At 64.4% G+C, this 22271-nt stretch carries 23 protein-coding genes; 19 read left to right on the plus strand and 4 right to left on the minus strand.

Features of this window, described 5'->3' with window-relative positions; translation table 11 throughout:
- The first annotated feature begins 15 nt into the window (after nucleotides 1-15).
- The 3 genes from AArcSl_RS06650 (at nucleotide 16) to AArcSl_RS06660 (ending at nucleotide 1683) form a co-directional block, all read left to right on the plus strand.
- The gene (locus AArcSl_RS06650) at nucleotides 16-486 is read left to right on the plus strand and encodes a pyridoxamine 5'-phosphate oxidase family protein (RefSeq protein WP_119816725.1); all 471 of its coding nucleotides are present in this window, start codon (nucleotides 16-18) and stop codon (nucleotides 484-486) included.
- Between the two features lie 70 nt (nucleotides 487-556).
- The gene (locus AArcSl_RS06655; RefSeq protein ID WP_119816728.1) at nucleotides 557-1249 is read left to right on the plus strand and encodes a helix-turn-helix domain-containing protein; all 693 of its coding nucleotides are present in this window, start codon (nucleotides 557-559) and stop codon (nucleotides 1247-1249) included.
- Nucleotides 1250-1305: 56 nt separating this feature from the next.
- The gene (locus AArcSl_RS06660) at nucleotides 1306-1683 is read left to right on the plus strand and encodes a winged helix-turn-helix domain-containing protein (protein ID WP_119816731.1); all 378 of its coding nucleotides are present in this window, start codon (nucleotides 1306-1308) and stop codon (nucleotides 1681-1683) included.
- Between the two features lie 70 nt (nucleotides 1684-1753).
- On the opposite strand, the gene AArcSl_RS06665 is transcribed toward AArcSl_RS06660, so the two are convergent.
- Nucleotides 1754-2605: a universal stress protein gene (locus AArcSl_RS06665; RefSeq protein WP_119816735.1), complete on the minus strand. Its 852-nt coding sequence runs from the start codon at nucleotides 2603-2605 to the stop codon at nucleotides 1754-1756.
- 187 nt (nucleotides 2606-2792) lie between these two features.
- Here AArcSl_RS06665 and AArcSl_RS06670 point away from each other — a divergent pair, with 187 nt between their 5' ends.
- The 12 genes from AArcSl_RS06670 (at nucleotide 2793) to pheT (ending at nucleotide 16360) form a co-directional block, all read left to right on the plus strand.
- On the plus strand, nucleotides 2793-3248 hold the full coding sequence (locus AArcSl_RS06670) for a 30S ribosomal protein S19e (protein WP_119816738.1): 456 nt from the start codon (nucleotides 2793-2795) through the stop codon (nucleotides 3246-3248).
- Nucleotides 3249-3332: 84 nt separating this feature from the next.
- On the plus strand, nucleotides 3333-3683 hold the full coding sequence (locus AArcSl_RS06675; RefSeq protein ID WP_119816741.1) for a DNA-binding protein: 351 nt from the start codon (nucleotides 3333-3335) through the stop codon (nucleotides 3681-3683).
- 4 nt (nucleotides 3684-3687) lie between these two features.
- Nucleotides 3688-4281: a DUF7411 family protein gene (locus AArcSl_RS06680; RefSeq protein WP_119816745.1), complete on the plus strand. Its 594-nt coding sequence runs from the start codon at nucleotides 3688-3690 to the stop codon at nucleotides 4279-4281.
- A gap of 121 nt (nucleotides 4282-4402) precedes the next feature.
- The gene (gene hisS, locus AArcSl_RS06685) at nucleotides 4403-5707 is read left to right on the plus strand and encodes a histidine--tRNA ligase (RefSeq protein WP_119816748.1); all 1305 of its coding nucleotides are present in this window, start codon (nucleotides 4403-4405) and stop codon (nucleotides 5705-5707) included.
- A gap of 30 nt (nucleotides 5708-5737) precedes the next feature.
- Complete coding sequence (truA, locus tag AArcSl_RS06690; protein WP_119816751.1) at nucleotides 5738-6577, plus strand: tRNA pseudouridine(38-40) synthase TruA; 840 nt, start codon at nucleotides 5738-5740, stop codon at nucleotides 6575-6577.
- Nucleotides 6578-6681: 104 nt separating this feature from the next.
- Nucleotides 6682-6933 (plus strand): AbrB/MazE/SpoVT family DNA-binding domain-containing protein, encoded by a 252-nt coding sequence (locus tag AArcSl_RS06695; RefSeq protein WP_119816754.1) that lies wholly within the window; start codon nucleotides 6682-6684, stop codon nucleotides 6931-6933.
- Nucleotides 6934-7368 (plus strand): PIN domain-containing protein, encoded by a 435-nt coding sequence (locus tag AArcSl_RS06700; RefSeq protein WP_119816757.1) that lies wholly within the window; start codon nucleotides 6934-6936, stop codon nucleotides 7366-7368.
- 123 nt (nucleotides 7369-7491) lie between these two features.
- A complete protein-coding gene (locus AArcSl_RS17755) occupies nucleotides 7492-11526 on the plus strand; it encodes a replication factor C small subunit (protein WP_394337315.1) in 4035 nt (1344 codons plus the stop codon).
- 15 nt (nucleotides 11527-11541) lie between these two features.
- On the plus strand, nucleotides 11542-12057 hold the full coding sequence (locus tag AArcSl_RS06715; RefSeq protein ID WP_119821785.1) for a metallophosphoesterase: 516 nt from the start codon (nucleotides 11542-11544) through the stop codon (nucleotides 12055-12057).
- Nucleotides 12058-12195: 138 nt separating this feature from the next.
- Nucleotides 12196-12669 carry a hypothetical protein gene (locus tag AArcSl_RS06720; RefSeq protein ID WP_119816760.1) on the plus strand — a complete coding sequence of 158 codons (474 nt, stop codon included), beginning with the start codon at nucleotides 12196-12198 and terminating at the stop codon, nucleotides 12667-12669.
- A gap of 323 nt (nucleotides 12670-12992) precedes the next feature.
- A complete protein-coding gene (pheS, locus tag AArcSl_RS06725) occupies nucleotides 12993-14549 on the plus strand; it encodes a phenylalanine--tRNA ligase subunit alpha (protein WP_119816763.1) in 1557 nt (518 codons plus the stop codon).
- On the plus strand, nucleotides 14549-16360 hold the full coding sequence (gene pheT / locus AArcSl_RS06730) for a phenylalanine--tRNA ligase subunit beta (RefSeq protein ID WP_119816766.1): 1812 nt from the start codon (nucleotides 14549-14551) through the stop codon (nucleotides 16358-16360). Before pheS ends, pheT begins: the two co-directional genes overlap by 1 nt.
- 36 nt (nucleotides 16361-16396) lie before the next feature.
- On the opposite strand, the gene AArcSl_RS06735 is transcribed toward pheT, so the two are convergent.
- Nucleotides 16397-16711 carry a YbjQ family protein gene (locus AArcSl_RS06735; RefSeq protein WP_119816769.1) on the minus strand — a complete coding sequence of 105 codons (315 nt, stop codon included), beginning with the start codon at nucleotides 16709-16711 and terminating at the stop codon, nucleotides 16397-16399.
- Nucleotides 16712-16834: 123 nt separating this feature from the next.
- Here AArcSl_RS06735 and mce point away from each other — a divergent pair, with 123 nt between their 5' ends.
- From mce to AArcSl_RS06750, 3 genes are all read left to right on the plus strand, one after another.
- Nucleotides 16835-17236, plus strand: a complete 402-nt coding sequence (gene mce, locus AArcSl_RS06740) for a methylmalonyl-CoA epimerase (protein WP_119816772.1) — start codon at nucleotides 16835-16837, stop codon at nucleotides 17234-17236.
- Between the two features lie 53 nt (nucleotides 17237-17289).
- The gene (locus AArcSl_RS06745; RefSeq protein WP_119816774.1) at nucleotides 17290-18258 is read left to right on the plus strand and encodes an aldo/keto reductase; all 969 of its coding nucleotides are present in this window, start codon (nucleotides 17290-17292) and stop codon (nucleotides 18256-18258) included.
- An 80-nt stretch (nucleotides 18259-18338) separates the two neighbouring features.
- Nucleotides 18339-18974 (plus strand): cupredoxin domain-containing protein, encoded by a 636-nt coding sequence (locus AArcSl_RS06750; protein ID WP_119816777.1) that lies wholly within the window; start codon nucleotides 18339-18341, stop codon nucleotides 18972-18974.
- A 55-nt stretch (nucleotides 18975-19029) separates the two neighbouring features.
- Here the strand turns inward: AArcSl_RS06750 and AArcSl_RS06755 are convergent, their stop codons facing one another.
- The gene (locus AArcSl_RS06755) at nucleotides 19030-19455 is read right to left on the minus strand and encodes a DUF4440 domain-containing protein (protein ID WP_119816782.1); all 426 of its coding nucleotides are present in this window, start codon (nucleotides 19453-19455) and stop codon (nucleotides 19030-19032) included.
- Between the two features lie 47 nt (nucleotides 19456-19502).
- Complete coding sequence (gene surE / locus AArcSl_RS06760) at nucleotides 19503-20396, minus strand: 5'/3'-nucleotidase SurE (RefSeq protein ID WP_119816785.1); 894 nt, start codon at nucleotides 20394-20396, stop codon at nucleotides 19503-19505.
- Between the two features lie 129 nt (nucleotides 20397-20525).
- Between surE and AArcSl_RS06765 the strand changes: the two genes are divergently transcribed.
- Nucleotides 20526-22244, plus strand: coding sequence for a glycoside hydrolase family 13 protein (locus tag AArcSl_RS06765; protein ID WP_119816788.1), 1719 nt, complete (start codon nucleotides 20526-20528; stop codon nucleotides 22242-22244).
- The last annotated feature ends 27 nt before the right edge of the window (nucleotides 22245-22271 follow it).

Here is a 22271-nt window from a genome sequence, read left to right on the forward strand (position 1 = left end):
GTTACCTAACACACGATGGCTTTGGACCAGCAGACAGAGATGGCTCCCGAGGAGATCGAGGAGTTGCTCGGCCGCCACGAGACCGCCGTGTTGTCGCTGGCGAACGCGGACGAGCCGTACGCGATCCCGATCTCGTACGGGTACGACGCCGACTCGAACCGGTTTTACTTTCGTCTCGTCTCGACGCCCGAAAGCGAAAAGCGGGCGTTTCTCACCTCTTCGCCCCGCGCGAGAATCGTTATCTACGAGGAGGTCGACCCGATCTACCGGAGCGTCGTCGCCAAAGGCACCCTCGAACGGATAGATCCGGACGAAATGAGCGTCGAACACGTCGTCCAGTACGGCGACACCAAGAAACCGCTGTTCGAGATCTGGGGGGAGTCGAAACGGGATCTGGACATCCAGCTGTACCAGCTCGACGTCGAATCGGTCGGCGGTCGGCGGATCGATCTGGAGGAACACGGAGACGACTCGGTCGAGGAGTGATCGGGACAGCGAGAAACCGGCTCCCACCCGCAAACTCAAATACGTCTGCATCCAAGTCAGTAGCGTTCTGATGTCTTCCGGAATTCGCGCTACCGTCGTGTTCTCCTCGCCCGACGTCTGTCCGATCGTCCAGATTTCCGCCGCCACCGACTCCGTAATCGACAACGTCTCCACGAGCGTCGCCTCCTGTTCCAGTTTCGACTCAAACTCCCGGGACGCCGGCGGAGCGAGCCGCGTCACCGGAAGCGTTACGGAGTTCGTCGTCGACGCGGACTCCCCCCCGGAGGACGTCCCCGCAGAGCTGGTGTTTTCCTACGGCGACAAACACCTCTACCGGCTCGCCCACGACGGAACCGTCGGCTGCCCCTGTGAGTGTCTCGGAGAGTTCGGCTGTCCCCCACACCGGTACGTGGCGCGTCACGGCACACTCGAACTCGTGTTTCACGCCGCCGACTACGACCAACTACAGACAGTTATCGGGGAACTCCGCGAGCGGTTCCCCGGGACGGACATCCGTCGTCTCGTCCGGTCACCCTCCGAAGACGCGGAAAGCGACACCGTCTTCGTCGACAGGGGCAGGCTCACCGACCGGCAGCTCGAGGTGCTCCGGACGGCCTACGAGAAGGGTTACTTCGATCGGCCCCGGAGGGCGAACGCGACCGAGATCGCCGCGGAGCTCGGCATAAACCAGTCGACGTTCTCGGAACACCTGGTGGCCGCACAGACGAAGCTTCTCGCGGACGTCTTCGAGGACGGTACTTGAACCACCCCGGATAGCGTGGATGGAGATACCTGCAGGTTCAGGTAGTACAATAGAGTATGGATCCGACGTCCTCGCAACGCTACCGACGACATTCCCGGGAGGATCCTCGCCACGAGACGTTCCAGGACGATGACGTCATCCAGCGCGTGCTGGAGCCACTCGACGATCCCGACTGTCTCGAGATCCTCGATGCGATCGACGAGGAGCCGCTTTCGGCCCGCGAGATCGCCGAGACGTGTGACCTCCCGCTGTCGACGAGCTACCGGAAGCTCGAACTGCTCGTCGACGCGGGTATCGTGGCGCAAGGTGTTCGGCTCTCTTCGTCGGGGAGCCACACGTCCGAGTACGAGCGTCTCGTCGACGACGTGAAACTCTCGGTCACCCCGGACGGGTTCACCCTCCGAATCTCCCGGCGGGACGTCGACCGTCGGTGAGGATACAGTCTTCCGGATTCCGAACCAATCCCCTTCCGGATTCCGAACCAATCCCCTTCCTGATTCCGGATCAGTCCTTCTCTTCGGGCCCTCCACGAACCATAATCACCGAGTTTTCGGCGGCCCGTCCGACGCCTTCTGCGACCGATCCGACCAGTTTGCGCTTGAGGAATGGCTCCTGGCTCGCGCCGAGAACCGTGAGCTCGTGGTGTTGTGTCTCGTCGGTGATCGCGCCCGCGACGTGATCGTGTTCGACGGTTTGAGTCGTCACCTCGACGCCGAACGGCTCGAGCAACGATTCGTATTCGGAAAACAGCGCCTCCGTCCCCTCCCGGTCGGGCTCGGAAGAGTCTGGGGAGCGGACGTGCAGCAGGTGGACTGTCGCACCGTGTTGTGCCGCGATCGCCCCGGCCAGTTCGACCGCCAGGTCGCCGTGTGGGCCGCCGGCTGCCGGGACCAGGATCGATTCGATCTCCGCCGACGGAGCGCGGATCCGCTTGACGAACAGGTCACAGGGCGCCTCCGCGAGGAGTCGATCCAGGAAGCTCCCGAGCACGATGTCCCGTCGCCGGGGGCGTCCGTGCCAGCCGGCGAGCAATCCGTCGGCATCGTACTCCTCGACTGCCCCGACGATGCCGGTCGCGACGTCCCGCGCGTAACGGAGCCTGGTATCGACTTCGACGCCTGCATCTCTCGCCTGTTCGGTAGCGGATGATAGCAACTGCCGTTCCGCGTCGTCCTCGGAGAGTACCGCACTTCCCTGAGACAACGGGATCTGTGGCGGCACGTCGACGACGTGAAGCACCACGATCCGCATCGAGCGCTCCCGGGCGATATCGATCGCAGTGTCCATGAGTCGGTCCCGCGTGTCGGGGTTGGATATCGGAACCAGAAGGGTCCCGCCCTCCGAAAGTCTGCCCATGGTTGATCGTTGGACGGGGAGAACCATCAAGGTACGTTCGAACCGTCGAGAGCTCGGCGTCCAGTCGGTCGTCGGAGCGGCGAGCGATTCGAGCGACCGGCGCGTCACTGCCTCACACGGCCGTTCGTCGGGAGTGCCCCGTTTCCGTCTCGTAACCCTTAAACAGCGTCCGGCAGAACGGATTCCCATGGTAACTCTCTACGACGTCCCGGCGGAGGACCTCATCGAGGAGGTCGCCGACCGGCTCGCGGATCGAATCGAGGAGCCGGCGTGGGCCGGCCTCGTCAAGGGCGGTGCACACAACGAACTTCCCCCCCAACAGGACGACTTCTGGTACGTCCGGACTGCGAGCCTGCTCCGGAAGGTCGCGATGAACGGCCCGATCGGCGTCGAACGGCTCGCCACCGAGTACGGCGGCAAGAAACGCGGATCGAACCGATACCGGGTCGCGCCCGGCAGCCACGCCGGCGGCTCCCGGAAGCTCATCCGGGCGGCGCTCCAGAGCCTCGAGGAGGAGGACCTCGTCGAGACCGCACAGGGCGAGGGACGCCGCATCACGGACGAAGGGCGGGCGTTCCTCGACGACGCCGCCGCGGACGTCTTCGAATCGCTCGACCGGCCGGACCTCGAGCGCTACGCCTGAACGGGCAGCGGTCCTGCCCGCGCGGACGGTTCCGCCGAATCCGGCTCCGAAATCGTTTTCCTGCCGGCAACGGAACGAATAGCTATGAGTGGCAACCCCGACGACGAACGGCTCGAAGAGCTTCGAGAACAGAAGCTCCAGGAGCTCCAGGATCGCGCCCAGGAGGGCGACACAGCAGAAGCCCAGGAGGCCGCCCAGGAGCGTGCAGACGCCCAGCAGGAGGCGATCCTCCGGCAGTACCTCACCGACGGGGCCCGCCAGCGGCTCAACGCCGTGGAGATGTCGAAGCCGCAGTTCGCGAAACAGGTGAAACAGCAGGTCGTCGCGCTGGCCCAGAGCGGTCGGCTCCAGGACCGCATCGACGAAGACCAGATGCGGGATCTGCTGAAGGAACTGCAGCCCGACTCGAAGAGCTTCGACATCCGACGCCGGTAGGTCGATGGATCTCGCACTCCTGTACAGCGGCGGGAAGGACTCCTCGCTGGCCGCGCTCCTCGTGGACTCGTTTTACGACGTGCGGCTGGTGACGGCCCACTTCGACGCCACCGACGACTGGCAGCACGCCGAAACCGCCGCCGAGGCGATCGGCTTCCCGTTCGAGACGATCGTCCTCGAGGCGGAAGTGGCCGAGGAAGCCATCGCACGGATGCGAGAGGACGGCTATCCCCGCCGTGGGATCCAGTACGTCCACGAACGGGCGCTGGAGGCGGTCGCCGAGCGCGACGTCGACGCCGTCGCCGACGGTACCCGCCGGGACGACCGGGTGCCGACGGTGTCGCGGGCACAGGCCCAGTCGCTGGAGGATCGCCACGACGTCGACTACATCGCACCCCTCTCCGGGTTCGGCCGGCACGCGGTCGACCGGCTGGTCGAGGCGACGTTCGACGTCCAGACCGGTCCCAGCGAGGAGGTCCCGAAAGCCGACTACGAGGGCGAACTCCGGCGGTTGCTTACCGAGAAATACGGCGATGACGCCGTCGCCGAAGTGTTCCCGGATCACGACCAGACGTACGTGCACGGCTTCCGGGAGTGAACGCGCGCCGGGGAGGAACGCGCGCCGGGGAGGAACGCGCGCCGGGGAGGAACGCAGCCGGGCCCGGAGCAGTCGACCGAGGAAAGCAGGTTTCAAGCCGCCGAACCACGAACCCCGGTGCATGTACGACCGCCTGAAAGGCTTTCGCGACTTCTATCCCGACGAGATGGGCGCTCGGCGGGAGGTGTTCGACACGCTCGAGGCCGTGGCAAGGCAGTACGGCTTCCGCGAGGTGGGGACGCCCGCACTCGAGCGCACCCAGATGTACGTCGACAAGTCCGGCGAGGAGATCGTCGATGAACTGTACGCGTTCGAGGACAAGGGCGGCCGAGCGGTATCGCTCACGCCCGAACTGACGCCGACGGTCGCCCGCATGGTCGTCGCGAAGGGTCAGGAGCTGTCCAAGCCGATCAAGTGGTTCTCCACGCGACCGTTCTGGCGGTACGAACAGGTCCAGCAGGGCCGGTTCAGGGAGTTCTACCAGACCAACGTCGACATCTTCGGCTCCTCGGACCCCCGGGCGGACGCGGAGATCCTCGCGTACGCAGCCGACGCGCTGACCGCGCTCGGTTTGACCGGCGACGACTTCGAGTTCCGCGTCTCTCACCGGGACATCCTCGGGGGACTCGTTCGCGAACTGGCCGACGATCCGGCAGCAGTCGACACCCGGGCGGCGATCCGCGCGGTCGACAAGCGCGCGAAAGTCGAGCGGGCGGAGTATCTCGGCCTGCTCGTCGACGCCGGACTGGACGAGTCCATCGCTCGCGAGTTCGACGACCTAATCGCCGACGGCAACCTCGATGCGATCGCCGCGGTCGGCGACGAGGAGGTTGCGGCCGCCGTCGAGAACCTGCAGGACGTCCTCGCGGCGGTCGAGGATTTCGGCGCCCGGGAGTACTGCGAGCTCTCGCTTACGACCGCCCGCGGGCTCGACTACTACACCGGCGTCGTCTTCGAGTGTTTCGACTCGACGGGCGACGTCTCCCGGGCGGTGTTCGGCGGCGGCCGGTACGACGACCTGATCGAGTCGTTCGGCGGCCAGCCCACCCCGGCGGTCGGCGTGGCGCCGGGGCACGCCCCCCTCCAGCTGCTGTGTGAGCGGGCGGGCGTCTGGCCCGAGGAAGCGCCCTCGACGGACTACTACGTCCTCCAGGTCGGCGACACCGAAACCGAGGCGGCGCAGATCACCCGCGAACTCCGGGTATTGGGTCACGTGGTCGAAACCGACGTCGCCGGGCGGAGCTTCGGCGCGCAACTGGAGTACGCCGACGGCATCAACGCCGAGACGGTCGTCATCGTCGGCGAGCAGGACCTCGCGGACGACGCCGTGACGATCAAGGACATGAAATCGGGCGACCAGACGCAGGTTTCCCTCGACGATTTCCCGCCCGAATCCGGGCGACCGACCTACGAGGACTACGAGTAGGCGGCGGCCCTCGACGGCTTCCAAACACTAATGCGCGCGTTTCGAATCGCCTACGACGGCCGGCCGTTTCACGGGTTCCAGCGTCAGCCGGACGTTCCAACCGTCGAGGACACTCTTTTTGAGGCCCTTCGAGAGCTGTCCGTCATCGATGGCGACGCGGACAAACCGCCGGGATACGCGGCTGCGGGCAGAACGGACGCGGGTGTCTCCGCCGTGGCACAGACCGTCGCCTTCGAGGCACCCGGCTGGCTGACTCCCCGGGCGCTCAACAGCGAACTCCCGGGGAGCGTCCGAGCCTGGGCGGTTGCCGACGTTTCCGACGGTTTTCACGCCACCCACGACGCCGCCTCGCGGTCGTACCGGTACTACCTGTACGCGCCGGGTTCGACGGACGGAGGCGGGACCACGACCGCCGACTTCGACGACGACCGCGCCCGGCGGGCGCTCTCGCGGCTCTCCGGAATCCACGACTTCCACAACCTCACGCCCGACGAGCGGGGCACCGAGCGCGACCTCGACCTTTCGGGTGTCCGAGAGGGGCGGTTCTTCGTCGTCGACGCCACCGCGGGCGGGTTCCCACGGGCGTTCCTGCGACGGCTGGCCACCCTCGTGCGGTCGGTTGCGACAGGGGCGGCGTCGATCGATCGAATCGACCACGTACTCGGCGAGGAACCGCTCACGGGACCCGAAGGGATCCCGCCGGCGCCTCCCGAACCGTTGTTGCTCCGGACTGTCGAGTACCCGGGTGTCGCGTTTGACGTTGATCCGGAGGCTGCTGTACGGACCCGGGAAGCGTTCGCCGAGCGGCGGCGGCAGGGTGCGGTGCTGGATCGGGTGGCCGGGGATGTGATCGACCGAATTCGAGAGTGACGTCTTCGAAACGGCCACCGTTCCCGGAAAGCGAATTGGTCGTGCCGGCAAATTAGTGTGAGCGCACACTATATTTTATCAACGGTGACCACGTACGCCGAGATATGAGTAGTGAGAGGGTTGATTCAGAAAGCAAGGTCTCCGGGAATCAGGCGAACATTCCCGCCCGAATCCGCCGAGAACTCGATATCGACGACGGCGACAAACTCCGCTGGTACATCGAGGACGACGGAACACTCCGTGTCCAGCTCATTCAACAGCGCAGCGGAACGTTCAGCGACTTCGACGGTTACGACGGTGCAGAGGCCACAGAAGTTCGAGACCACCACGACACGTGGGGCGTCAACGTCGAGTAGATGCCGCGCGCACTTGTCGATACGACTGTGCTCTTTGCGGCGGCGTACCGCCGTGATGGGGCCCACGATGACGCACTCCCGATCATCAGGGGGATCGATACCGCTGACCTCCCGGAAGCGGTGATCCTCGATTACGTCCTCGCAGAGAGCTTAAATGGGTTAACTGCGCACGCGGGACACGATGCCGCTGTCGACTTTCTCCAACGGGTGGAAGAGAATACGCGATTCCACATCGATTCCCTGACCAGGGATGGGTTTGCCGTGGCAAAAGCGCTTTTTCGCCAACACGAATCCTTCTCGTTCGTCGATGCCGCGATCGTCGCGTATATGCAGACTGAGGGGCTTGGTTATCTCTACGCCTTTGACGACGATTTCGACGCTGCAGCGGATGTCTACCGTCTCGACACCCCAACGAACCCATATCAACCAGAGTGAACGATAGGTCCACCGCATCTCACTGGCGATTCCCGTGACGACTCCCAGCGGAGGGACCCCTACTTCCGTGAACGATCGGTCCCGTCTCGGTTCGTTTATGTGACCGCCGGACTACCCTCGAGTATGAGCGAGGGCGAGGCCGCGCCTGGCCGGGAGATATGGATCGAGAAGTACCGGCCACAGACGCTGTCCGAAATTCACGGCCAGGAGGAAATCGTCGAACGGCTGGAGAGTTACATCGAACAAAACGACATCCCCCACCTGCTCTTTTCGGGGCCGGCGGGCGTCGGGAAGTGTGTTACCGGCGAGACACCGGTGGTAACTGGAGACGGCGTTCGACGGATCGAGGATGTCGTCGGCGACGTAGACGGCGAAGAGGACGGCTTCGGCGACCCCGACGAGGGGACGACGGTCGCGACGATGACCGACCGCAACGAGTTCGAGTACGTCGAACCCTCACACGTGTTCGCGCAGGACGTCGACGAACTCGTCCGGATCCGCACGCGCGACGGCGGCGAATTCCGTGTGACTCCCGAACACCGGTTTCGTGTCCTGACCCACGACGGGTTCGAGTGGGTTCCGGCAGCCGAGCTGTCGGCGGACCACAGGATCGCCCGCCCCCTTTCGCTGCCGACGCCCGAGGGCCACGGGTCACTCCCCTGGCACGAGGAGATGGACCCGGATCGAACCGAGGTCACGCTTTCTGCCACAGTTGCGGATCAACACTGCCTCCCCGAGACGATGCCACTCGCGGAGCTTCACGCCGCAACCGTCGGTTCCGACGAGTGGCTGCCGGCAGTCGAGTGCATAGAGTACGTCAACGTCCACGGCCACCGATCCCGGCCGATCGTCCCGCCGACCGAAATCACGCCCGAACTTGCACGGTTCGTCGCCCTCACCATCAGCGAGGCGTCTATCGACGGCGGGAGAATCAAATTCTACAACACAGCCGAGGATCTGCTTTCCGCGTTCGAGGCCACTGCGCAGGAGGTCTTCGAGGTGGAGACGACGCGGGGCATCCAGAAGGACGTGCCGTACGTCCGGATCGGCTCTCGAACCCTCACACACTTCCTGGAGTCGACGTTCGATGTCTTCGCGCGTGCCGCCGGCGACTCCGGAATCGGTTCGGCGATCCTCGCGGCGGACGACGCCTCTCGGGCCGCGTTCCTGCGCGCGATGTTCGACGCCGAGGCACACGTCGACAAACAGGGCGGAATCGAACTCACGCAGCGTGTGCCCGAACATATCACTCTCGTATCGTACCTGCTCTCGACGTTCGGGATCCCCTCGCGGCGAAAGCAGGTGCGGAAATCCGCGACGAACGGGTCCGGCGACGAACGCACGTACCACACGCTGTATATCTCGGGCGCATCGGCGCTCACGACGTTCCGCGATCACATTGGCTTCACAGTCCAAGAGAAGGCGGCACGGCTGGCGGAGCATGCGGAAAAGAAGTCGAATCCGAACTACGACACCATCCCGGTACAGACCGTCCTTCGAGAACTGTGTCGTCGGCTGGACATCCCAGTGACTGACCACCTGCCGAAGACGCTGAACCCCGACTCACCCGGCCGGGAGCGCTACTGCGAGGTGCTCGACAACGTCGTCGACGTGGCCGCAACCCGCGTGGAGAACGTCCAGCGAGCACTCGAGCGACTCGACGAACTCGAGCCCGAACTCGCCGCGACCGCAGGGGTTCCGGCGAGATGGGTCGACGCCCGCACCGAACTCGAACCGGTGAACGTCAGAAACGAACTCTCCGAGACCGTCGGCGTCCGTCAGGATCGCCTCCTCGAATACGCGGACGGACGGCGGACGCCGTACGCGAACCGCTCGCTTGCGGCACTGGAGGGAATCGATCGCTCGATGGAGGCTGCAAAGTTGGACTACGTCCAGGCGGAACTTCGGGAGTGCGTCGACCTGATCGGCGCCGAATACGCCGAAATCGTCGAGGATCTCTCGTTCGGGGCGTCCGACCTCACGAACCTGCTCCGTTCGGAGGATCACCAGATCGAGTCGTTAACGCGGTTCGAAACGGTGGCCGAACGGCTTCGGGAAATCGCCGTCGACCGCCTCTCGCTGGAAACGTTCGAACTGATCGACCGGGCGGCACGGATCGCGAACGCCGACCTGTACTACGACCGGATCGATTCCGTCGAGCGAGTGAAAACAGAAGAACGAGTCTACGACCTCACCGTCCCCGGGACGCGAAATTACGTCGCCGGCGACGTGCCGACCGTCGTCCACAACACCACCGCAGCCACATCAATAGCCCGCGAAATCTACGGCGACGACTGGCGGGGGAACTTCCTCGAACTCAACGCCTCCGACGAGCGTGGTATCGACGTGGTTCGGGATCGGATCAAGAACTTCGCGCGCTCGTCGTTCGGCGGGTACGATCACCGGTTGATATTTCTCGACGAGGCAGACTCCTTGTGCGTGCCGCCAGGGACTGGAGTAGTCACCGGGTATCCATCGGCGCCGGAAATAAAGCCGATAGAGGAGGTGAGCGACGACGGTGAGCCGATCCCATCAGTCGATTTCGAAACCAACGAGATACAGTCAGACAAAGGAAAGCTGGTTGATTCCGGAGTTGCGGATTTCTTTGAACTCGAACTGGAGGACGGACGGACGATACTCGCAAGTTTGTCCCATCCGTTCTTTGTGGTTGATGAAGACGGGAGATTGGTCGAAAAGGAGCTACGTGATCTGTCTCCGGGTGACGAGATAGCAGATTTCAAAGACGAAGTTGGCGTTTCGAGGTGTGAAATCTGTAACACGTGGACTGTCGGTCGGTTCTGTTCCGTCGACTGCAAGAACGAGGGGCACAGTCGCGAAATGCGTGGCGAAAAGAATCCGATGTATGGGACAACGTGGTCGGACGAACGCCGAAAAAAGATCGTCGAGAGGCTCTCAGACGGACGATTGGCTGGCGAAAATAATCCGAACTACGGAGGAGAATTCCACGGCGTTCATGTCCTCGATATGGATGAGGAGACGGTCGAACGATTCCGCGAAACGATCAGCGAAATGCGATCCGGAACCCCGTGGGAGGAATGGGTCGTTGACGCCGATCCCGATAAAGTAAAAGAGAAAATCGGGGAGTCTTCGGCCGAATGGTGGGAAAACCTCGACGACGACGAAAGGGAAGCGATTATTCAGAAGGGCGTCGAGCACCGTGACTACCCTGTCTGTGACATCACCGGTGACAACAATCCAATGCGCGACCCGGAGATCGCACAGAAGGTTTCGGAAGCGTTGAAGGGCCACGAGCCGACGGGGGGCAACATCAGACACAGCGAAGATCTCGGACACTTGGTCCGATCCGATTGGGAGGGTGATGGTGATCTCCCCCACCACGAACACTACGAGCGAGAAGAATTCGAGCCAGCGCTCGTTACCGATGGTGGTCTACAGGCAGTTCAAACAGTAGGTATTAGTCGGATCGAATACAGCCACCGTGGAAAAGCCTACAACATTAGCATGGAGGGGACCCCGAACTTCATGCTGGCTAACGGGGTTTTGACCCACAACACCTCAGATGCCCAGTCAGCGCTTCGCCGGACGATGGAGCAGTTTTCGGACAACACCCGGTTTATCCTCTCGTGTAACTACTCCTCGAAGATCATCGACCCGATCCAGTCGCGGTGTGCGGTGTTCCGGTTTTCGCCGCTGTCGGACGAGGCGATCGCCGCGCAGGTGAGAGAGATCGCCGAGGCCGAGGACATCCAGATCACAGACGACGGCGTCGACGCCCTGGTGTACGCCGCCGACGGCGACATGCGCCGGGCGATAAACTCCCTGCAGGCGGCCGCAACCACCGGCGACGTCGTCGACGAGCAGGCGGTGTACGCGATCACCGCCACCGCCCGGCCAGAGGTGATCGAGTCGATGGTGACAGACGCGCTGGCGGGCGACTTCACCAAGGCCCGGGCGACCCTGGACACGCTGCTCACCGAGACCGGAATGGCCGGCGGCGACGTGATCGATCAGCTCCACCGGTCGGTCTGGGAGTTCGACCTCTCGGATCGAGAGACAGTCCGGCTGATGGAACGCATCGGCGAGACGGACTACCGCATCGCCGAGGGGGCAAACGAGAAGGTCCAACTGGAGTCGCTTTTGGCGTCGCTGGCGCTGCACGCAAACGGGGACCAGTAGGTGGGGGAAATCCCGATGTTGACGATCGTTTCAGATACACACAGGACAGAGGGGCACGGACTCCGTGACCGGACGCTGGAGGCAGTCCGGGAGGCCGAGCTGGTGATTCACGCCGGCGACTTCAACCGGGAGCCGGTGCTGGACGCCTTCGAACGGGAAGCGAGCGAACTGCAGGGGGTGTACGGCAACACCGACGACGCCGCGATCCGGGAACGACTGCCGGAAGCTAGGAACGTCGAGTACGCCGGGATCAGGTTCGCAGTCACCCACACACGGCGCGGGGGCGAAACCGCGCTCGCGCTGTTCGGGCGGGAGCGGGACGCCGACGTCGTTGTCTTCGGTCACACCCACCGACCGACGTTCGAGGCCGGCGGGCCGGTGTCCCTCTTGAATCCAGGGAGCCACGCGCAGCCGCGGGGGAACCGGGCGGCCCACGCCGAACTCGAGGTGACGTGTGACGCGCTCTCGGGTAAGCTGGTGACCCCCGACGGCGAGGTGTTCGAGCGGTTCCGGATCGATCCACGCGGGTGAACATGACGTCGGTCGGAGGGCCATTCACCTCTGGCGGCGAGAAAAATAACCATTAATTAGGGAGGACATTGTCGTTCGCCGAGAATCGTCTTGCACGCCCAAATACGGCGGGCGCGACGCTTCACGTAGGGGCAGACAATGACTGAAGATCCAACAGTCAGTGCCGTATCGATACCGGTTTCCCGGCGGCAGTACGCGGGGTTCCTCGGGGGTGCAGCTCTCGGCGGGCTCGCGGGCTGTCTCGAGGGGCGCGATCCGGCAACCGTCGAGACGACGCTTCTGGTTCGCGATCCGGACGGCGACGACGAACAGACGCTCATCGACGGCGAGCGCGACGAACTCGAACCGAACGAGTACGTCTGGTGGGAGTTCACGATCAACCTCGAATCGGAAATGGAGTACCAGGTCGACGTGGAGGAGGGAGGCGTCAACGCGTACGTTCTCGAACCCGATCAGTTCGAGATCATGTCTGAAGAGGAGGAAGGCTTCGAGGCGGTCCCCGGCAGTGTCTCACAGGAGGCCACCGCAACGGCACAGGCGACGGCGACGGTGGACCCCGGCGAGTACCGCATGGTTGTCATGAACGCGGACATCCTGCCCGACAACGCCTGAATTGGGTGCGCACAGTTCCGGCTCGACGTTCGAGTCGCCAACAGGTTTCGCACCCACGAAAACACCTATTACTGTCGACCTGAATGGAAGCTACATGGCATCCGAACCCGCCACCGACGTGCTCGCCAGCGAAGCGCCAGCCGCCGGGTTCGGCTTTGTTTTCGCCTGAACGTCCGGCGGATCCGCCCCCGCGGTCGGGGCGGTGAAACCGGTCGGAGCGGTCGCCCGTCGAGCGCGACCCAGGCACGCCGGGTTTCCGACGGAACCCGCTCGGAGATTCGGAACGGATAACTGACGATACCGACACGACACACACGGCACGAATGCAACTCCCCCAACGACAGCTCGCCGTTCTGGAGGCGGCGAGCGCGACCGACGAACGGAGCATCGACGCGATAAGCGAGGAGACGGGGCTGAAACCCGAGACTGTCACCGGCGCGGCGTTCGAACTCGAGGACGACGGGCTGCTAGACGTCGTCGAACGAACCGACGAACGAATCTCGCTCACCGACGAGGGAGCCGACTACGTCGACGCCGGCCTCCCGGAAGTGCGTCTCTACCGGGCCGCCGTCGGCGCCGGCGCGGCCGACGACCCGGTGTCGATGGGACAGGCCATCGGCGAAAGCGGGCTCGAAGGCGGAGAAGTCGACATCGCGCTGGCCAACTACGCCCGGAAGGGGTACGGCACGGTCGAAAACGGCCAGATCAGCGCCGACCCCGACACAGATCCCGACGCCGACAGGGAGGCTGCAGCGCTCGCGACGCTGGCCGAATCGGGTGATGGGGCCGGCCTGGACGTCGACGTCGATCCCGAGGTGCTCGATCGACTCGAAGAGCGAAACCTGATCGACCGTATCGAACACACCGTCCGGACGGTCACGCTCACCGACGAGGGCGTCACCGCCATGATGGAGGGGATCGAGGCCGCCGAAACCGTCGACCGACTCACTCCCGAGATGCTCTCCAGCGGCGAGTGGCGCGACGTCGAGTTCGCCGAGTACAACGTCGAGGCCGACGCCCCGGAGATTCACGGCGGACGAAAACACGTCCTCCGGCGCACCGCCGAACGCGTGAAGGAAACCCTCGTGGGGATGGGTTTTCAAGAGATGGAGGGGCCCCACGCCGACGCGGAGTTCTGGATCAACGACTGCCTGTTCATGCCCCAGGACCATCCCGCCCGGACCCACTGGGACCAGTTCGCACTGGACGTGCCGCCGATCCAGGAACTGCCCGAGGAACTGGTCGCAGACGTGAAATCGGCCCACCTGGAAGGAGTCGACGACGACGGCGACGGCTACCACTCGCCGTGGACCGAAGAGGTGGCCCGCGAGGTCGACCTCCGGGGTCACACGACGTCGCTTTCGATGCGGTACCTTTCCGGCTACGCCGACGCCACGTTCGGCGGCGACGGGGAACCACAGCGGGTCGACTTCGAGCCGCCACAGCGGTACTTCTCCGTCGAGAAGGTGTACCGCAACGATACCCTGGATGCGACCCATCTGCTGGAGTTCTTCCAGATCGAGGGGTGGGTGATGGCCGAGGACCTCTCCGTCCGTGACCTGATGGGAACCTTCGAGGAGTTCTACCGGCAGTTCGGCATCACCGACATTCAGTTCAAGCCGCACTACAACCCCTACACCGAGCCGTCCTTCGAGCTGTTCGGACGACACCCCGTCACCGACGAACTGATAGAGATCGGCAACAGCGGGATGTTCCGCCGGGAGGTGCTCGAACCTCTGGGCGTCGAGTGTGACGTGATGGCCTGGGGCCTCGCGCTGGAGCGGCTCGCGATGCTCACCACCGGCGCCGAGGACATCCGCGACCTCCACGGAACCTTGACCGACGTAGAATTCCTCCGGAACGCGGAGGTGAGTTACTGATGCCCGTCGTCGACGTCGACCCCGACGAGCTGCGGACCCTCACGGGACACGACGAAAAAAGCGACGACGAGCTGAAGCGGGACCTGTTCGACCTGGGCCTGGAGTTTGAAGGCGAAACCGAAGGCGGGGAGTTTCAGCTGGAGTTCGCGCCCGACCGCCTCGACCGTCTCTCAGTAGAGGGTGTCGCCCGATCGCTTCGGTACCAGTACGGCGACGACCGCGGCGTGCACGTGCCCGACACCAACGACGCAGACTGGACGATCGAGGTCGAGACGTCGACACCCGACCAGCGTCCCTACGTCACCGGGGCGGTCGTCCGTGGCGTCGACCTCGACGACGACGCGCTCGATTCGCTCATCCAGCTGCAAGAGAAGCTCCACGCCACGATGGGCCGCAAGCGGGCGAAGGGCGCGATCGGGATCCACGACCTGGCGATGCTGAAAGGCGCACCGCAACGGGAGGGGGCGAGTCAGTCGATCACCTACCGGGGCGTCGACCCCGACGGCGACACGTTCGTCCCCCTCGACTTCGATGCCGAAGTCACCCCCGGTGAGGTGATCGAAGAACACCCGACCGGCCGGGAGTACGCGGATCTCGTCGCCGACTACGACCGGATGCCTGCCATCTACGACGAGCTCGGGCTGTTCTCGTTCCCGCCGGTGATCAACGGTCGCCGGACCGAGGTGAGCACCGACTCCAGGGAGCTGTTCGTCGAGATGACCGGCACCGACCAGTGGACGATCGACCACATGCTCAACATCGTCTGTTACGCGCTGTCGGCGCGGGGGGCGACGATCGAGGACGTCGAGGTGCGGTACGCCGAGGACGCCCCCGATCACGCCGTCCCAGCGGAGGGGCGGGAACTCCTCCGCCCGGACTTCAGCGTCGACACGAAGTCGGTCACCCACGACCGCATCGAGACGGTGCTGGGTGTCGAGTTCGAGCCCGAGGAGGTGGTGGACCTGTTCGAACGGTCCGGCCTGGATGCGACCTACACCCTCGGCGAGTCGGTTACCTACGAGGTGGAGATCCCGCCGTACCGGGTCGACGTGCTCCACCCGCTGGACCTCGTCGACGACGTCGGACGGGCGTACGGCTTCAACGATCTGGAGCCGCAGTACCCCGACGTCGCGACGGTGGGCGGTCGACACGACCGCGCCCGGCTCGAGGACGCCGTCCGGACGCAGCTGGTCGGGCTCGGCTTCGAGGACATGCTGAATTTCCACATGATCTCGGGGGTGGAGAACTACGACCGAATGCGAATCGAGCCCGGTACCGGGGACGACGGCGAGGCTACGGCTGTTGGCGAGAGCGAAGGCGACGGCGACGACGGGACCTGCGATCCCGTCTTCGGCGCCGGCAAGCCCGTCACCATCACCGAGCCGTACAGCGAGGACTACACGCAGCTGCGGACATGGGCGCTCCCGTCGCTGGTGATGGTACTGGAGAACAACACCCACCGGTCGTATCCCCAGGACCTCGCCGAGGTCGGCTTCGTCGCCGAGTACGACGAAAGGGAAAACACCTACGTGGCCGAGAGCCACCACGTCGCCGGCGTGCTCGCGCGCCACGACGCCACCTACGAGGACGCGAAGAGTCGCCTCGCAGCACTCACACGCGACTTCGGCGTCGACCTCGAGACGACCCCGACGGAACATCCGACGTTCATTCCGGGGCGGGCGGCGTCGGTCGTGATCGACGGCGAGAGCGTGGGCGTGATCGGGGAGCTACACCCGGAGGTACTGGTCGAACACGACCTCGAACTCCCGGTTGCCGCCTTCGAGTTCGACCTCGACGCGCTGCGGAGCTGAAGAGCTGGGACACTCCGTTATTCCTTTAAAAGTGGTTCACTCCAGCCGCACGGCGGTCCCGTATGCGAGGATCTCCGCCCCGGTGTCGGCGATGCCGGAGGTCGTGAACCGGACGTTGACGACCGCGTCGGCGCCGAGCTCCTCGGCCTCCTGTTGCATCCGCGAGAGCGCCTCCTCGCGGGCGTCCGTGAGCAGTTCGGTGTAGCCTTTCATCTCGCCCCCGGCGATGTTGCGGAGGCTCTGCGTGAAGTCGCGGCCGACGTTCCGGGCGCGGACGGTGTTGCCCCGAACGACGCCGAGTGTTTCCGCGACCTCGCTGCCCGCGATCGAATCGGTGTTGGAGAGCTGCATGGACGAAACTCGCCGGGATGGTACTTAAGCGCTCGCGCCGGGCGAGTCGCGCTGCGGCCAGTGGTCTTTTGTGGGCTCTCTGCGGCCAGTGGTCTTTTGAGGGCTCCCTGCGCCCTCCCGGGCATGGACGTTGGAAACACCGAGTTCGATCACGCCGGGATTGCAACGCGCGAGGCCGACGAACTCGAGACGCTTTTCGGGGACCTGCTGGGGGCACCCGTCGCCCACCGGGAACGGTTCGACGGCATGGACGTGATCTTTCTGGATCTGGGGAACGGCTACCTCGAACTGCTGGAGCCCCACGAGGGTGGAACCATCGACCGATACCTCGAACGGCACGGGCCGGGGATCCACCACCTCGCGTTCGCGACCGGTGACATCGCAGCCGCGCTCGATACCGCCCGCGAGCTGGGAATCGACCTCGTCGACGAGGAGCCGCGTCCCGGCGCGTGGGGTCACGAGGTCGCCTTCCTGCATCCCGGCTCGACGGGCGGCGTTCTCGTCGAGTTCGCGGAACACGGCTGAACGATCCGTCGGTCCGGCCCACTTATAAGGTCGTCCGCAACCCAGCCCGAGACATGGAGTACACCACCCTGGGCGACACCGGGATGACCGTCTCGAAGATCTGTCTCGGCTGTATGAGCTTCGGGAGCGGACACGACTGGATGCTCGACCGCGAGGAGAGCCGGGAGCTGATCGAGCGGGCGATCGACCTCGGAGTGACCTTCTTCGACACCGCGAACGTCTACTCCACCGGCGAAAGCGAGGAGATCCTCGGGGATGTCCTCGCCGACTACGACCGCGACCGGATGGTCGTCGCGACCAAGGTGTACGGCGAGATGGACGATTCGAACCCCAACTCCGGCGGGCTCTCGCGGAAGACGATCGAACAGGAGCTCGCCGCCTCGCTGGATCGCCTGGGAATGGACACCGTCGATCTCTACCAGATCCACCGCTTTGACGACGAGACGCCCATCGAGGAGACGCTCCGGGCGCTCGACGACGCCGTCCGGCGGGGACAGACCCGGTACGTCGGCGCCTCCTCGATGTGGGCCCACCAGTTCGCCGATGCGCTGTACACTAGCGATCGGCTGGGTCTCGAGCGGTTCGCGACGATGCAGAACCTCTACAACCTGGTCTACCGGGAGGAAGAACGCGAGATGCTGCCGTTATGCGAGAAGGAGGGCGTCGGGGTGATCCCGTGGAGCCCCGTGGCGGCGGGGTACCTGGCGCGCCCGTACGAAGAGGACGACGCGACGACCCGGGGCGAACACGAGGCGTCGCTGGAGCGACCCTACCGCGAGGGTGGTGGCGAGGAGATCAACCGCCGGGTCGCGGAACTGGCCGACGAGAACGGCGTGAAGATGGCCCAGATCGCGCTGGCCTGGCAGTTCCACAAAGACGTCGTCGACGCGCCGATCGTTGGCACATCGAGCATCGAACACCTGGAAGACGCCGTCGAGGCACTCGATATCGACCTGCGCGACAGCGATATTCAGTACCTGGAGGAGCCCTACGAGCCGGTCCCGATCAGCGGTCACGAGTGACGTCTCCGACTGCCTGTTGCGGTGGACAACTCGCTTCGTTCCCCCCAAGACACTTACTTTCCGATAGCGCATCGTCGCCTATGAACCGACGGATGGTCCTCGCCGCTTCTGGAGCGGTTCTCGCCGGGGGTGCCGGATGTCTTGAGGACGAGGACCCGGATCAGGATCCAGATCCGGCAGAAAACGACGCATACGTTCGGCCGGACGACGATCCGGAGACGGTTCCGCCCGAACTCGTGTGTGACGATGACGAGTTCGAGCGTCGGAGTGGGTGGATCGACGAGGACGATCTCCAGTGGGGCGACCTGACTGACGAAGACGGGGAGGTGGTGTTCGAGCTTCGGACCGATTCCCTCGAGGTCTCTCGGGGAGAGGACGTGACGTTCACGCTGCGGAACGTGAGCGGCGCACAACAGGAAACCGGAAACATCCACAAGGCCAACTTCGACGTGTATACCGAGGCGGGGTGGCAGGATCCCCGAGGCTGGCCCGACGGGGTTCCGAAGCCGATCACCGACGAGCTGTGGACGTGGAGCCCCGGGGAGAGCCACGAGGTGACCTTCGAGATGACCGAACAGGGAGTCGTCGACGGGGCCTACCACGCACACCACGACGATCTCGTTACGTGTCCCGATCTCCCGCCGGGGCGGTACCGGTTCGCCACCGCGGCGCCCGACCAGGGCGACGTGGCAGTCGCGTTCGATCTGGTCGAGTAAACCCGACCGGGCTGCGCCCCTCATTCCGGTATCGACGTCCGGGTCGGAACGGACGCTACGCCTGGTCCGAATCGGGACCGTCGAGCCACGTCTCGTGGAGGTCACGCCAGACGACATCACCCGGCGCGTCGGGATCCTCCTCGAAAAGGACGGTACTCACCCGTCCCGTCGTTCCGTCCGGAGTTTCCTGCCATTCCTCGTACCGCAGGAGGCGACAGTCGTCGTTAGCGTACCGCGTTTCGACGTTCCGTATCTCGATATCGAAGGTTCCGGGTTCGCGGTCGGCGTAACGGTTCCTGATGGCATCAACGACGGCTGCGTACTCCCGGCGTTCGCCGTCAGGTGTCACCATCTCGAAGTCAGCTCCGAGAGCGCGTTCGACGCGGTCGTAGGCGTTCGCTGTGGCCTGTCCGGTATACCAGTCGACGAAGAACGCGTGGAGCGATTCGATCTCCCGACGACAGGTGGCGTGTGATGGCATACGGAGTCGTTCGCCCGCCGTCCCAAAAGTAGCCCGCCGTTTCGAGGTCAGCTCCCGTCGATCGACTCGAGGAGCGACTCGCGAAGCGAGGAAAGGGATGGCGACTCGACGGGCGAAAGGGACGGCGAAAGCGGCGAGACGCTCACGGCCCCGTCGATGAGTGCCCGACGGTCGCTGGCTTCGGGGTAGCGATCCCGATACTGATCCGCCTCCCCGAGGGGGTTCTCGTATCCCTCGACGTGGGGCCAGGTTTTGTCGACGAGATCAACGTCGATTCCCTCCTGGTTGGATCGACTCACATCCCGGTCGGGAATCGACTCGTGGTGGCCGTCGGGAATCGACGCATCGCCCGGGTCGTAATTGACGCGCTGGTCGTAATCGATGACGTGGCGAGTGAGCCGAAACGGGGGCGACGCGATATCGACTGGAGCGTTGACATTCAAGACTCCGAGCTCCGACGGAATCCCCGGCGACGAAAGCTGTTCCAGAAGCTGTCGTGCGACGACGGCTGGACGATCGAACGCGTATTGTTCCGGCGGATAACAGTGATAGTCCTGCGAATGATACGCGGAGACGGCGATGCCAGGGATTCCGAGAAAGGCAGCCTCGATGCAGGCACCGACTGTCCCGGACCGTCCAACGACGTAGTTCCCGATGTTCGGGCCGTCGTTGACGCCCGCCACGACGAAGTCGAACTCGCGGTCGACGCCGCCGCCGAGCCCGAAGGCCACGCAGTCGGCTGGAGTTCCCGTTACCCGATACCCCCGGGGATGGTCGGCGACCGTCACTGTGCCGTTGCGGATCCGGCCGACGCCGCTTTGGTTCTCCGCGGGAGCGACCACGGTGACGTCGGCGACTCCGGTCAGTTCCTCGTACAGCGAGGCGAGTCCCGGGGCGTCGATGCCGTCGTCGTTGGTGAGGAGTACGGTCGGTCGAGTCACTGAGCGAGGGAGACGATGGGGAGCTACATGAATCCAGCGGCCGGTGACGTTGGCAAAACTCAAATTGTTCTGATCGAGAGTTCCACTCTCGACCGGCCGTCTTTTGACGCAGGCAGCGTGACGACCGGTATGACGCAAAAAGATACTGCAAACGGGGTACTCGAGCCTCGGGAGTGGTGGAAGGAGGCCGTGGTCTATCAGATTTATCCGCGGAGCTTCAACGACAGCGACGGCGACGGGATCGGCGACATCCCGGGCATCAGGGAAAAGGTCGACTACCTCGACCATCTCGGCGTCGACTGCGTGTGGCTCAATCCCGTCTACGAGTCACCGCAGGTCGACAACGGGTACGACGTCTCAGATTATCGGGCGATCAACCCGGAGTACGGGGACATGGACGACTGGGAACGGCTGCTCGAGGAACTCCACGACCGGGACATCCGCCTCGTGATGGACCTCGTGTTGAATCACACGTCCGATCAGCACGTCTGGTTCCAGCGGTCCCGCGACGGCGACGAGGAGTATGCGGACTACTACTTCTGGCGGGACGGCCGCGGAGGGGAAGGGGGTGGGAAGGAGAGCTATCCGAACAACTGGGAGTCCTTCTTCGACACCCCGGCCTGGAGCTACGACGACGAACGGGAGCAGTACTACCTCCACCTGTTCGCGTCGGCACAGCCGGATCTCAACTGGGAGAACCCCACGGTCCGGGAGGAGCTGTACGAGACGGTGAACTGGTGGCTCGAAAAGGGCATCGACGGCTTCCGGCTCGACGTCATCAACCTGATCTCGAAGCCCGAGGGGCTCCCGAACGGGGATCCTCAGGCGGACACCCAGGTGGGGATCGACCAGTACGTCGACGGCCCCCGGGTGCACGAATATCTGGACGAACTCGCCGAACACGGCTTCGGCGACTACCGGGAGGAGGTCATGAGCGTCGGTGAATGCGTCGAGATCGACCCCGAGACTGCGCTGGACGTGACTGGCCGGAAGTCGAACGCGCTGGACATGACGATCTTCTTCGAGCACGTGGAACTCGATCGAGACGGCTGGAAATACAGCGAATGGAACCTGACCGACCTCAAGACAATCATGTCGAAGTGGCAAGACGCCGTCGAGGAGGGTGCGTGGGTGAGCCTCTATCACTCCAACCACGACCAGCCGCGGGGACTGTCCCGGTTCGGCGACCCAAACTACCGCTACGAGTCCGCCACGATGCTCGCGACGTGGCTCCACGGCCACAAGGGGACTCCGTTCGTGTACCAGGGCGAGGAGATCGGAATGACGAACGTCGATCTCGACTCGCCGGCGGAGCTGCGGGACGTGTGGGCCCAAAACTACTGGGACCGCAAGCGGAACGCCGGCGCGGAGTTCTCCGAGGTCGCAGACCGGATCGAGCGGTTCGGACGCGACAACGCCCGAACCCCGATGCAGTGGACCGACGGGAAACACGCCGGCTTCACCGACGGCGAGCCCTGGATTCCGGTCGGGGACGACTACGAGGAGTGCAACGTCGAGCGCGAACGGGAGCGGGATCGCTCGATCCTCGAGTACTACAGGGAACTGATCGACCTCCGGCACGATGACGACGTCCTGGTGTACGGAGACTTCGAACTCCTCTCGCCCGACGACGAGGCGATCTACGCGATCCGGCGGACGCTTCCGGCGGCGGACTACGAACTCCTGATCTGCTGCAACTTCACCGACGGGACTCCGACCTTCGAGACGCCCGCCGAGATCGACTTCGATCGCGCCGAGGTCGCGCTGTCGAACGAACTCGATCCCGACCGAAATCCCCGCGAGGTCGATCTGCGACCCTACGAGGCCGCGATCTATCGGCTATACTGAACAGCGCGTGCCGAACCCCGAATTAGA

It is taken from the genome of Halalkaliarchaeum desulfuricum, assembly GCF_002952775.1.
In the GTDB taxonomy this organism is placed as follows: Archaea; Halobacteriota; Halobacteria; order Halobacteriales; family Haloferacaceae; genus Halalkaliarchaeum; species Halalkaliarchaeum desulfuricum.

Bases quoted from the DNA above. Each gene is read 5' to 3' on its own strand.
- AArcSl_RS06650 (WP_119816725.1), top strand. From the start codon at position 16: ATGGCTTTGGACCAGCAGACAGAGATGGCTCCCGAGGAGATCGAGGAG.
- AArcSl_RS06655 (WP_119816728.1), top strand. From the start codon at position 557: ATGTCTTCCGGAATTCGCGCTACCGTCGTGTTCTCCTCGCCCGACGTC.
- AArcSl_RS06660 (WP_119816731.1), top strand. From the start codon at position 1,306: ATGGATCCGACGTCCTCGCAACGCTACCGACGACATTCCCGGGAGGAT.
- AArcSl_RS06665 (WP_119816735.1), bottom strand. From the start codon at position 2,605: ATGGGCAGACTTTCGGAGGGCGGGACCCTTCTGGTTCCGATATCCAAC.
- AArcSl_RS06670 (WP_119816738.1), top strand. From the start codon at position 2,793: ATGGTAACTCTCTACGACGTCCCGGCGGAGGACCTCATCGAGGAGGTC.
- AArcSl_RS06675 (WP_119816741.1), top strand. From the start codon at position 3,333: ATGAGTGGCAACCCCGACGACGAACGGCTCGAAGAGCTTCGAGAACAG.
- AArcSl_RS06680 (WP_119816745.1), top strand. From the start codon at position 3,688: ATGGATCTCGCACTCCTGTACAGCGGCGGGAAGGACTCCTCGCTGGCC.
- hisS (WP_119816748.1), top strand. From the start codon at position 4,403: ATGTACGACCGCCTGAAAGGCTTTCGCGACTTCTATCCCGACGAGATG.
- truA (WP_119816751.1), top strand. From the start codon at position 5,738: ATGCGCGCGTTTCGAATCGCCTACGACGGCCGGCCGTTTCACGGGTTC.
- AArcSl_RS06695 (WP_119816754.1), top strand. From the start codon at position 6,682: ATGAGTAGTGAGAGGGTTGATTCAGAAAGCAAGGTCTCCGGGAATCAG.
- AArcSl_RS06700 (WP_119816757.1), top strand. From the start codon at position 6,934: ATGCCGCGCGCACTTGTCGATACGACTGTGCTCTTTGCGGCGGCGTAC.
- AArcSl_RS17755 (WP_394337315.1), top strand. From the start codon at position 7,492: ATGAGCGAGGGCGAGGCCGCGCCTGGCCGGGAGATATGGATCGAGAAG.
- AArcSl_RS06715 (WP_119821785.1), top strand. From the start codon at position 11,542: ATGTTGACGATCGTTTCAGATACACACAGGACAGAGGGGCACGGACTC.
- AArcSl_RS06720 (WP_119816760.1), top strand. From the start codon at position 12,196: ATGACTGAAGATCCAACAGTCAGTGCCGTATCGATACCGGTTTCCCGG.
- pheS (WP_119816763.1), top strand. From the start codon at position 12,993: ATGCAACTCCCCCAACGACAGCTCGCCGTTCTGGAGGCGGCGAGCGCG.
- pheT (WP_119816766.1), top strand. From the start codon at position 14,549: ATGCCCGTCGTCGACGTCGACCCCGACGAGCTGCGGACCCTCACGGGA.
- AArcSl_RS06735 (WP_119816769.1), bottom strand. From the start codon at position 16,711: ATGCAGCTCTCCAACACCGATTCGATCGCGGGCAGCGAGGTCGCGGAA.
- mce (WP_119816772.1), top strand. From the start codon at position 16,835: ATGGACGTTGGAAACACCGAGTTCGATCACGCCGGGATTGCAACGCGC.
- AArcSl_RS06745 (WP_119816774.1), top strand. From the start codon at position 17,290: ATGGAGTACACCACCCTGGGCGACACCGGGATGACCGTCTCGAAGATC.
- AArcSl_RS06750 (WP_119816777.1), top strand. From the start codon at position 18,339: ATGAACCGACGGATGGTCCTCGCCGCTTCTGGAGCGGTTCTCGCCGGG.
- AArcSl_RS06755 (WP_119816782.1), bottom strand. From the start codon at position 19,455: ATGCCATCACACGCCACCTGTCGTCGGGAGATCGAATCGCTCCACGCG.
- AArcSl_RS06765 (WP_119816788.1), top strand. From the start codon at position 20,526: ATGACGCAAAAAGATACTGCAAACGGGGTACTCGAGCCTCGGGAGTGG.